This is a genomic window from Stieleria sp. (assembly GCF_041595215.1).
GTDB classification, from domain to species: domain Bacteria; phylum Planctomycetota; class Planctomycetia; order Pirellulales; family Pirellulaceae; genus Stieleria; species Stieleria magnilauensis.
Map to the genome: position 1 here is coordinate 1 of NZ_JBFHKV010000101.1, position 13102 is coordinate 13102.

Genomic DNA, 13102 nt, shown 5'->3' on the forward strand with positions numbered 1-13102 from the left:
CCACCGACGTCCCACCGGCGATCGTGCGGTCGAGGAATGTGGGCGAGGTCGAAAAGAACTCCGGACGGCCGACCAGCTGCACCCGGTGCGTTTGAAACTCGAGCGGCGAAAACGAATACCGTCCGGTTTCGTCTTCGGCGGTTAGTGGATCATCGGCCGAGGTCACAATCGTGCGTTCGCCCGTGTCGAGCTGGTCGTTGCCGTTGTCATCGATGTACAGCGTCCATCCGGCCAACCCCGGTTCGCCCGCGTCCAACACTCCGTCTCGGTTCAAGTCGTCGTAAACCAGCCCGTTGATGGTCGCCAAGTTTGGAATGACTCCCAAATCGGCAACCGCCTCGGTCGTCGATAATTCCAGCGTGACCGCGGTGAAATTGTTGATGTCGTCGATCCAACGCAAGTCGGGTCGGACACGCAAGATATATTGCCCCAGTTCCAGGCTGCCGAAGCGATAGAACCCCGCCTCGTCGACGCCCAGGGTCTGCGGGTCATCGCTGGCGGCGGTGCCGACCGGTTCGTTGGCATCACGTTGCCCGTCGTTATCCAAATCCAAATAGACTCCCGCGGCGGGCACACCCGTTTCACCCGGATCGCGGACGCCGTCCCCATCGGTATCGAAAAAGATGTGTCCCGACAGACTGCGTCGGGGGAATCGCTCGACCAAGACGACGTCGCCATCGACGAAACTGCCGTTCCCAGCGCCGGTGCCTCCGAGCAGATGACCGGCGGAGTCGACAATCGTGTCGTCGTCGATCAATTCCAACTCAATCGTGCCGTCTCCGACGCCCGAGTCCAACACCACCTCGTAGATCGCGTTCCCGGATTGCGGGGTCACCGAAAGAATCGAAGTGCCGCTGACTCCCGACAAAGCCACCGCGAAATCAGCCGCGTCGACGCCGCTAACTGGCTCGCTGAACGTCACCTGAAAAACAAGATCCGCGAGATCAAGCAGAGGGGCGTTGACCGCAACGATGGAGAGCACGGTCGGTGGCTGGAAATCCACAAACAGCGGTAACGAACGTGCCACGTTTGTTCCAGTGCCTACGCCTCCGAGAGGCGCGTTCAATAGATCTCGAATCGAATCATCATCGTTCAGCTGCAACGCGATGTCACCTTGGCCGCTGGCCGCCGCAAAGTCGACCGTCACATCGTAGCTCGACGGCCCACCACTGACGGAACTGATCGTCATCCCCGCAACCTCTACCGATCCGACAACAAAATCGGAGGTGTCGACGCCGACGACGTCTTGGTCAAAGACGATTTGGTAAGTGATTTTGCCGTTGGCATCCGGCTCGGTTTGCGACGTGGTGATCGAAAGCACTTCGGGAACTTGATTGGAAAGGGCAAAGTCGGCCTGTGCAGGGCCGTCTTTGACCATCAAGTCAACTGCAACACCGCTGCCGAGGCTCGGCACGGATTGCACCCACCCTGCGCCGCCCAGCCAACGAACCAGATAAGAACTCTGGACGAGATCCTCGAAACGATACCGTCCCGTTTCGTCAATCGTCGTCGTTGCCGGATCATCGGCCGTCGTCACCGCCGTCGGTTCCCCAGAATCCAAGTCGCCATCGCCGTTCAGATCGATGTACAGAGTCTGACCGCTCAGACCGGCGTCCGTCGGCTCGATTGTTCCCGATCGATCGTGATCGAAGTAGACTGCACCGGTGATTGCCCCGGTTTCAATGCTATACGTCGGTCCCGACAAGACGGCATTGCCCGCGCCACCGACCGGATTGCCCAACGCATCCAGAACAGAATCATCGTCGACGAAATCGATTCCGATCGTCCCGACGTCTCCGTTGTGTGAAATCGAGACGACGTAAGACGCATCCGTGCCTGTCAGATTCGAAATCTGGCCGCCGGTGACGCCAGCTGCGTTGATTAAAAAATCAGTCGTCTGGAGTCCAACGACGGGTTCATCAAAGGTGACGGCGAACCGCAACGAAGTGTCACCCGTGGGGTCGGGATCCAGCTTCGTGATCGAGACCAGGGTCGGGGCCTGGTTGTCGACAATGACGGGCACCGATTCTGCGCCGCCGTTGCTGCCCGTCCTACCCAGCGGCATGCCTTCCGCATCAATGATCGAATCATCATCGATCAATCGCAGGACAAGCGTGCCTTGTCCGGTCCCGAGTGAGAGTGAGACCGTGTACGTGTCGTCGGCGCCGGTGATTGAAGCGATGTTTGCGGACGCAGTGCCGGTGACATCAACCGCAAAGTCCGTCGCGTCGAGCCCCGTAACGGGTTCGGTCAATGTCACGGTGAAGTCGATGGCGGCAAGTCGAGTCGACGTGACCGCCGGATCGATCGAAACGATACTCGGTGGCTGATTTGAAAACGCGAGATCTATATTTTCCAAAGTTGAAAGGACACTGGTCGTGACACGGTGTACGCCGACCGGTGGCAACGGGAGGGACGTGTCGACCGAAAAAAGATCCTCGAGTCCGTTCGTGTCACCCGTGACCAGGTTACTCGCCACCGACGCAAAGACGACTCGCGATCCGTCGGCAGAGACCGATGGTGCGTACGAATCACCCTGGCCGGGGCTCGCCGAGGAATCCGCCGACACCAGTTCGACATACTGGCCGCTGCGGTGGAAATTAAACACGTCCTCAAAACTGCCGTCGACCCAAGGGACAAGCCCCGTCGCGTTGGACACGAACGCGACCAGTTCACCGTTCTCGTCGATCGACGTGATGCCCGTCGCGCCTCCCGCCGCGGTACCGTCGGGGCGACGCGAGATGACAGTGTTTTCGCGGCTGATAAAGTCATAGATGAACGCATCGCCCTGGCCGTTGGAATCACCAGCGACCAAATTACTTGCGTCGGAAACATAGGCCACGATCATTGCATCATTGCTGATCGACGGCCGGTAGGATGTCCCGTTGCCGGCGGAATCGTCGGGCGCCTTGGAGACGTACGTGGTGCTGCCAAAATTCTTGGGCGCCCGCACGACCACTTGTTCGCCGATGACCGAGGGCAGTCCCGTCAAATTGGGCGCTGACGTCAGAAACGCCACGCGTCCACCGTTGGTGGACACCGAAGGTGAGTGCGAGGGGCCATCGGATTGACGTCTGTTTGATGTTAAAGACGCCAGGGTCAACTGGTTTTCAACACGATCAAACAAAAAGATATCTTCGAATCCGTTGACATCACCCGAATGCAGATTCTCCGCGTGGGAGCTGAACGCGACGTAGCGTCCCAAGGAATCGATATCCGAAACCATGCCGACCGGGCCATCCCCCTGATCGCCGTTCCATGCCACCGAGATCCGCTCGGTTTTTCCCTGAACCAAGTCCCTTAAGAAAATGTCGGCGAATCCGTTCGTATCATTCTCAACCAGATTGGTTGCGGTCGAATAGAAGACGACAAATTGACCATCGTCGGACACGACCGCGTGCGAGGAATCACCGTCGGCCGCCAAGCCGTTGTGTGCGACCGAGACGAGTTGGATTTGTCCGGATTGCAGATCCCGGACAAACACATCACGCCCGGGCCCGTCACCGGCGACAAGATTGTCGGCAAGCGAATCGAAGGCGACTCGCGTGCCCGTCCGATCGGTTGACGGATTGCTGGCCGCCACGTCGATTTGGCGACCGGCTGAATCCAGACTGGCGCGAACAATCGGTCGACCGCCAATCGCGGGTGCGGTCAACACATCATCCACGGGGACGACTAACGTGACGTCATACAAGCCGGAGAAAAGTGGCCCCAGCGTGTAAGTGCCGTCGACCTCGGTCAGCGTCGACGACTCGCCCGTATCCAACACGCCATTATGGTTTGCGTCGACGAACACGGTTTGACCGACCGCGACCGATTCAGCGCCATCGAGAATGCCATTCCCGTTGGCATCGTCGAACACCTTTCCCGTGATGTATCCGGTCGGATCTCGCTCGATGATGTAACGGGTCTGCAGGACAGACGCATCACCAAAGCCACCGGCAGAGAGCGGATTGCCGGCCAGGTCCTGGATCTCGACACCGGGAGCTAATTGAAGTTCAATCGTTCCGGTCCCCAGACCGGTGGCCACATTGATGGTGTATTGGTTGCCCGATCGGGTAATGTCCTGAATCGTCGCGTCCGGCAGGCCGGTCGCGATCAGTTGAAAATCGGCGGCATCGACCGTATCGAAGACATTTTCATCAAACGCGATTCGATAGCGAACCAGAGAACCGGTCGTGTTTTCGTCGTTCAGGCGAGCGACCGCCTCGATTTGCGGCGGCTTTTGATCCAGAACCAGCGGAATGCTCCTGACCGAATCGGTTCCCAACGTTGTGGGGCCGCTCAGTGAATTGCCGTTGTTGTCGATGATCGTTTCGTCGTCGACCACACGCAATGTCAGCGTCCGGTCGGCGTCGGGAAAATCGGGCGTGCCGGTGACGATCGTCACGAAGTATTCCGCTCCTGATCCGCTGACCGATTGCACCGACGATCCGGTGATTTGATCTGCTTCGAGAATAAAATCTGTGACGTCGACTCCCGTGACGGGTTCCGAGAATGTGACCGTCATCTGCGCGGTCGCGTTCCCCTCGCGCGGACGAGCCGTCGGCGCGATGATGACGACATTCGGTTCCAGATCGACCAAACCGAAATCTGCACCGTCATAATCACCGCCGGCCGCACCGAGCACGATGTGTGGCTCGGCAACACGCAGTCCCTCGGTTTTGCGGTAATAGCTGACAAAGCGATCTGAAGTGGCATACAAGAACGGATTCGCATCGGTCAGCGCCATGTCCTCGCCCCAGGGCGCGCCGCTGTTTTGTCCGAATGTTTCCAACAGCGTCAATCGTCCCGTCGCCTGGTCCACATCCAGGATCGCCAACCGCATGTTGTAGGTGCCAACCACATACAGCAGACTCCCGTCCGATGAAAGCGCGATGGCCTCGGGACCTTTGATCGCGGTCGCCAAACCCGGGGCCCCACCGACCACTTGAATCCGCTGCAACAGGCCGTCCGACGCTCCCCGCGAGTAGACGGTCAACGCGTCGTCATCCTGAGCGCCGGCGTACAGAAATTGTCCGTCGCTCGAAATCGCCAGGGAGTGAACGCCATCCAGCGAGTCGTCTCCCGTCAAGCTTTCACTCAAAACTTGAAGACGTGTCAATTCGCCCGTCACGGCGGAGATCGAGAACACTTCGATTAAATCGGGCTGGATGGAACCGAACGAGGGCACCGCATCTACCGCGGTGTATAGAAATCCGCTGCTCGGATCGATGGCCAGGTCCCTGCGGTCGCGAACAAACCCCTCGAAAAACTGGTTCGCATAAGTCAACTCGCCGGTGACCGCGTCTCGCGTGAAGGTCTTGATCGCGGAGGATCCGGTGTAGACAAATCGACCATCAGGGCTGACTTCGACCAAGTAGCCGCCACCGGTGATCGTTTGACGATGCGAGATCACGCCGGTCTCTGCGTCGCGATCAAACACGCCCAAGTTGTCACCGTCATAGCCGGTCACATAAAGATGTTTTTGATCCGGAGACAACGTGATCTCGCGAAATCCCTTGTTTGTGTCGTTTCCGTGATCGATCGTCATGATGCGTTCGATCCCGGCACCATCGTCAGCGATACGATAGACAAGGATGTCATCGGTGCCCTCGTCGGCGACGTACAGAAACTTCCCATCGTCGCTGGCAACGATGCTCTTGTCGTCGTTACTGAGCGGCTGGCCCAAAGACGATTGGCCGGCAGGAAAGGCGCGACCGCTCGACGGATGGCTCTGCTGGACGTTGGGATCGGCCGAGACAAGACGCACCGTGCGAAAACCGGCCGTCAGACCATCGAACGTGTACTGTCCGGTCTCATCAATCGTCGTCGTGGCGGGGTCATCGCTCGCAGAGACTTGACTCGGTTCGGTCCCCGCGTCGAACTGCCCGTTGTCATCCAAGTCGACGTACACGGTGACGTTTGCAATCCCGGGTTCACCCACATCACGAATCGAGTCGCGATTGACATCATCCCAAATCACACCCGATATCGAGACGTCGCGATCGACCACGATCAACGCGCTGTCGAAATCACCGTTTCCGATCCCCGTTCCACCGACGGGTTTCCCGACAGCATCAACGACCGTGTCGTCGTCGTTAAAACGAAGCCCGACTTCGGAGTTGAGTGAACTTCCGACATAGACTTCAACGTAGTAGCGTCCCGGAATGGTCGAAGACGCTTGAAAACTCGTGATGCTCGCATCCGCGCTGGTCCCGACGATTGAAAATTGCGACTCGAGCACGCCCGTGACCGGTTCGTTGAAATCGATCGTAAAATCGATTCGGTTTTCCGCGGTCGGACTCGACTGTCCGGCCGTGATCGACACCACCGAGGGGTCCAGCAGATCAACCTCAAGCGGAGCCATCGAAAACTGGCCATTGCCTGTCCCGGGCCCTCCCAGAGGAACACTTTCAACGTCGACGATCGAGTCGTTATCCAGGATCGTTAGTTCCAACGTGCCCTGGTCTTCACCCACCGTGATCGTGACCACGTAATCAGCGCCGCTTCCCGACAGATCGACAACGTTGGCCGACACAACGTTGCCCCCGAGCGAGATGTCGGACAGATCGAACCCGGTGACGGGCTCGCTGAACGTCACATCGATCGTGATCGGGGATTGATTTGCCGGAGTCGTGCCCGAGTATTGAACCGAATCGACAGCCGGGATCAGATTGACCGCCGCGAACGGAGCGAGCACGGACGTTTCGCCGAGCAAGACTTCGACGGCCACGTTCGTTGCGACCCAGGGTCCGGCATCACGGTCAAACGCAACCACCGCATCATCATAGGCACCGACGACATACAGATACTCATCGTCATTGGAAAACTCGGCATCCCAAGCGCCGTTGAGTCCGTCGACGCCGCCGAACCCGTCACGCACCACTTGTCGAGTCGTCAATTTTCCCGTTGCGGAGTCTCGATTGTAGATCACAATCGCGTCATGAATTTCATACATCGCGACGACATGGTGGCCGTCCCTACTGACCAAGACCGAGATCGGACGCGTCGTTGCAGTGCTGCTCGGGTCGGGTACAAATTCATTAAACGAAAGCTCACCGGTCACGAGATCGCGATCGAGCACCGCAAGCCCTTCGTTGAAGTAACCGGCGACGTACAGATTTTTCCCGTCGGGGCTCATCGAGATCCCAGATGCCCCCGACAATCCGTTGACGCCGGAATCGGTCTGGCGGACCGTTTGTTTCAGCGTCAGCAATCCGGTTGTTGAATCACGGTCATAAACGGTGACGCCCGATTGCACCTGGCCCGAAACATAGACGTGTCGTTGGTCGGGGCTGATTTCGACCGCGAAAGCGCCCGCGGTGTTGGCCGTCAATTTCTGAGCAAACGTCAGCAAGCCGGTCGAGGCATCGCGGGTGAACACGGCGACCGACGAATCATCGATCGCCGCGACATAGACGTGCCGGCCGTCTTTGCTGATCTGCACGCTCACTGCGTTGTTCAACCCATCAGCACCGCTGAATCCATCACGAAGCCTGCCGAGATAAGCGATCGTCCCGTCGCTGGGATCGCGATCGAACATCACCAACGAGTCGCCGATTGACGATGCCACGTACAGGCTTTCACCGTCTTCGCTGATCGCGATCGACTGTGCACCCAACAGTCCCGCGACGCCACCGATGTTTTCGACGACCTGCTGAACGACAGTCAATTGTTCGGTCGCGGCAGTACGTGCGAAGACCGTGACGGAATCGTCGTTATAGGAGGCGACGTACAGATAGTTGCCGTCTGGACTGGTCGTCACGCCGGCGGCTTCATCTAAGTAGTTGGCTCCCGATGTCCCATCCTTGATCGACTGGACGAGGGTGACGACGCCCGATCCTGCCGAACGCGTTGCGGGATTGGTCAACGCGAATCCGGCCGGTGGAATCACCATAACCGAGTGGCTACCGGGACCGACGCCGCTGATTCGATACGCCCCCGATTCATCCACCGTCGTGGTCACTGGATCATCAACCGCGGTCATCGCAACGGGTTCGCCGGAATCGAACTGGCCATTGGTATTGATGTCGACGAAAACGGTCGCTCCGGCGAGCCCTGGCTCACCCAGGTCCCCGAAACCGTCTTCGTCGGTGTCGACGACCAAACGGCCACTGATCGATCCTGAATTCACAATCGAAATCGGATCAGAGAGCAATCCTCCGTTGTCGAGCCCCGTTCCTCCGAGCGGATAGGCCGCAGCATTGAGGATGGAATCATCATCGATCAGACGCAAACGCAGCGTTCCATCGCCGCTGCCTGTATTGACCAAGACGTCGTACAGCATCGGACCACCGGTCACGCTCAGCACCGACGCCCCGCTGATGCCCGTCGACTCGATCACGAAATCGCTCGGCTGCACGCCGGTCACTGGTTCGTCAAACGTCGCAGTGAAGGACACCGTCGGATCCGAGACGGGGCCGACCACTGCGGAACTGAGGCTGGTCGCCGAGGGATACAGGATTCGAATCCCAAAGTCGGCAGCCATCGTCTCGCGCCGTGCCGTCGTGATGACATGCGGTTCCGAAGTGACATCGCCGCCCAGACGGGTGAACCGTGTAAGACTATGGTCGCTTGCTGCTGCGGCGAATAACTCACGACCGTCGGGCGATAGTTTGACAAATTCCACACCATTGAGGGCATCGTGTGGAGCAACATCATTCACGACTTGAAGGGAAGTCAGCTCACCGGTCTGTGTATCACGGGAAAGCGTCACGACCGCGTCCAGCGTTTTGTCCGCGACGTAGACAAACCGACCGTCCGCACTGATCTCCAACTCGTGTGGCGCATTCAGGCCGAAAGCCCCACCCGCCTGTTGCACCCACTGCCCGGCGATCAGCCGGAAGACCCTGATTTTATCCGATCCGCTGGAAGTCGTTGCGGAGTACGCGAATTGCCCATCGGGAGAAAAGGCTATATCGGAGGATGAAGAGAGTCCGCTGAAAAACTGCGACTCGACCAGACGGCCACTTCCGGGCGTGATGTTGTAGACCGTCAATTTTGACGAAAAAAACGCACTGACAAACAACTGAGAACCATCCGGCGAGACCTGAACTTTGTTGGGATTGTCCAGGCCGTCGACGCCATCGATTTCGTGACGCAACTCTTGAATCGGTTGCAACAGTCCCGTTGCGACATCAATCCGATAGGCTGAAACGGTGTCGCTGTAGATTCCTGCGGTATAGAGGAACTTGCCGTCGGGGCTGATCGCCGCGGAACTGATTCGTTCAAACGAATTGCCTTCACCGACCGTCCCCTGAACCGTGTCCACGACACTCAGTTCGCCGGTCGCCCTGTCACGACCGACGACAAAGATCGTATTGTCCGCGATCAAGTAGCCCGAACCCTCGTCAGGCCCGAAAATCAAGTGCCTGGGTGCGCCCAGCTCGGAAAAGCCGGGACTGGTGTCGGACCAAGATCTGTCGAACACAAACGGATCGCTGACCGACGCGCGATTGAAAAGGGAGACCTTGTTGCCGTTAGGCGATAACGCGTACAGCTGCTTTCCGTCCCGGGTCAGCGTGATTCCGTACGTCAAAAACAGCGTGTCCGAGCTGTTCACGCCACCGAAGACCGAATCCGTAAAGCTCAATAAGCCGTCATCCTGCGCATAGGAGACCGGAGCGGTCTGACGATACTGAGTCGCATCAACCCTTAACTCATACGTCGTCACAGCCGCCAAGCCGGTCAGCGTATACATTCCCGTTTCATCGATCTCGGTCGTCGCAGGATCATCGTCTTGCGTGACCACGGAGGGTTCGCCGGCGTCTCGTGATCCGTTTGCATTGCGATCGGCGTAGACCGTGATTCCAACTTGCCCGGATTCATTGAGATCCGAAAGCCCGTCCGCATTTGCGTCGACCCAAACGCGCCCACTGATGGTTGCGTCATCGATCATGACGACGGAGGATTGAACGGATCCGTCACCCGATCCGCTACCCGCCGTGCCGACATCGCCGAGCGGATTGGCCGCCACATCCACAATTGTGTCATCGTCGACCAACGCGAGCGCAATGCTACCGGCCGTACCGGTGACGCTGACGTCGACGCGATAAACACTGGCATCGCTGGTCGCGACGACGGCGTCCACGTTGCCAACGGCCCCCGCGCCGTCGACAGATTGAAAATCAGTCACATCCACGCCGCTGACCGGCTCGTCAAACGTCACGAAGAAAGAAAGCTGACGAGCCAATGGAGCAACGCCCGGCGCAGCAGCAATGGCGGCGACCTGGGGAGGGAGCGAATCCACGTGCAAGGCTGCGGTGCGACGGACCACCGCGCCGGTTCCGATACCGCCCAAGGGAATCGCATTTGCATCAACGATGGTATCGTCGTCGATCAATTGCAATTGCAGATTTCCCGCATAGCCTGGTGTCGTCACAGTGATCGTGTAATCGGTCGGCCCGCCGCTGACCGATGTGATCGCGGAGTCGGCCAGGCCGCTGTTAAACAGTTGAAAATCGCCTACGTCCACGCCGGAAACGGCTTCGTCAAAGACAAGCGTGAAATCGACTTGATCTGCAGGCTCGGGACTGACCGACGTGGTTGAAAACCCAGTGACTTGTGGTGACGCGTCGCTGACCGCAAAATGAATGTTTGTGACCGATTGACCATCCACCGTGGTGACCAGCGATGCGATTGCAGATCGCCCGGTGGGATTGGTCCAGAAGGTCTGAAGACGATTGCTCGCCTGGGAGGCCAAGTAGAGATGCTGGCCGTCGGGGCTGATCGCAACGCCCTCGGCGTCTTCCATGCCCCGGACGTCGCTTGAATCGAGCGTTTGGTTTAATGTCACCGCACCGCTGATCGGATCACGATCAAAGGCCAACAGCGAATCGGTATAACTGGAGGTCGCATAGATCGCGGATTGATCGGGACGCATCACCAACTTGTCCAGACGTTTGGAGCCCAAGTCGAGCGACCCTTGAACTTGGACATCACCTGTCACTTCATCACGCGTCAGCGTCCAAAGTCGGCCGTTAAAATCGGCGACATACAAGAAACGACCATCGTCGGAAAAGATGACGTCTCGGTTGGACCCCAGCGCAAGACTCGTCCCGCTGAGCGCCACGACGCCTGTCGCGGGATCACGATCGAGGAACGTCAGTGGTCCGCCGCTTGCCTGAGTCGCGACGGCGACAAGCGTTCCGTCCGGCGAAACTCGCGGCTGTTGGGGGAAGTTCATCCCGACCACACCGTCAACGCCTTCGGTAAACGTTTGGGCTAACGAAAGCGTTCCGGCTGATGCATCAACGTTGTAGACCAACATTGATTGGGTCGTTGAAGAGGTCGCGAACAATTGTGAGCCGTCGGGCGCGAGTGCGAGGGCGTAGACGCGATCGAGGTTGGCATCGTCACTGATCGTGATCGACTGCACCATGGACAACGCACCCAAGGAATTCATCTGCAAAACGTTGATGGCATCTGAATACCCGGCAGGGACATAGAGGAAGCGCCCGTCGGGTGAAAACACGCTGCGACGAATCCCATAAAGCGTGGTGCTATAGAAATCGGCTTGATAGGTCAGCTGGCCATCTTGGGCACGCCGTGCGTACGTGGTGACACGTTGCCCTTGGTCCCAGCCCACGACCACGAATCGGCCGTCCGGTGAAACTTGAACATCTGTTGGTCCGGAGACGAAGTTTTGCAACGGCCGCGGTGCGTTTTCAAACAGCGTCAGCGCCGAGCCGGTTGCCGGTGAAAGTGGCGCCGTCTGCCGCGTGTTGGCCGAAAGCTCGATCGTCACGTGATGGGTCTGTTCGCTCAGGTTGCCGAGCACATAGCGGCCAAGCTCGTCGACGCCCGGCGTTCCCGGGTCGTCCGCGGTGGTTTGCGTGAACGGTTCACCCGCGTCCCGCGCTCCGTTGGTATTCAGGTCGGCATAGACCGTGACTCCGGCGATTCCCGCTTCGGCATTGTTTTCAAGACCGTCTTGATTTGAATCCGCAAACACCAAGCCTTCGATCGACGCGGTCAGTAAATGACGTGCCTCCAACGACTCATAGAGCATCCGGCGTCGGGACTGTCGCGGCTGTCGTTGCGGCCCCCGATCAGAATGATTCGGTTCGCAGACGGGGCGGTTGCGTCGCGCAGACTTCATGTTGCGAACCTCGAGCCAAGCGACTGGGGAAAGCAGCCCGGCGATCCGGTGATGAGGAGGGGAATGAGTGTGGGCAGGGGGAGAGAGTGTCGCTAGCTTAGCGGTTACCAACGCGCGACGCAAAATTCGACGGCTGGCCGCCAAACCCCACCCTGACCATTGAAGCTCAGCCGTCGATCGCCCCCACCGCAGCGACGTTGACACCACCCGGCGCGTTGATGGTTAGCGGCAGGGCTTGCGCCCAATACCGCTAAATCGACAAGGTATTGACCAGCGCAGGGCCCGTAGGCTAGCGCCAAACGGCTGATAATCAATGGACATCAGCCGGTTCGCGCCAGCGTCCGGGCGCCCCTCAATGTCGATTTAGCGGTATTGGGCGCGAGCCCTCCGGTCTTTCACTGTGTGTTCACGCTGAAACCGGACGGCTCGCGCCGTTCCGCTATCTCCTTCCATGCCAACGTTGGTGGCATTGGACGCGCGGCTATAGGACGCGAGTCTGTTCCGGATTCAACTGCCGACCAACGACCGGATGTAACCGGCAAATCCGCGCATGTCCGAGGGCAGCGGATGATCGTGGGACGGTCCGATGATGATCGGGCCGTCGATCGGATCGGGATGCAAACCGTGGCTGCCGCGGACGAGGTTGGCGTCGAGCGGAATGACATCCATCTTGTAGCGCATGCCGAGCTTCTTTTGCAACAACCGCGCCGCCATCCGCACCTTGCTGGTCATGAACAACTCGCAAGGGTCATAGCCCGGTTTGCGATGGATATCCACCGTGCGGGCAAAGTCGGGCGCGAGCGCGTCGTCGTTCCAGTAGTAATACGTGAACCAGGCATCAGCCTGGGCCAATGCGATCAGCTCACCGCTGCGTGGATGATCGAGTTCCAGATCACCGGGATCAAAGACGCCGCCGATCCCCGGGACCGCTTCAAGCTCCTTTCGCACCGAGGGGACCAGACCGGGATCGTTGACGTAGACGTGCGCCAATTGATGATCGGCGACCGCAAACGCCTTCGA

Annotated in this window: 1 protein-coding gene and 1 pseudogene; both read right to left on the bottom strand. The window is 58.7% G+C overall.

The window, feature by feature from the left end; translation table 11 throughout:
• On the bottom strand, positions 1-12082 hold a 12082-nt coding region (locus tag ABX749_RS06235; protein ID WP_372895217.1), incomplete at its 3' end, for a beta-propeller fold lactonase family protein.
• Positions 12083-12589: 507 nt separating this feature from the next.
• Positions 12590-13102 (bottom strand): annotated as a pseudogene (locus ABX749_RS06240) (alkaline phosphatase family protein); the annotation flags it as partial.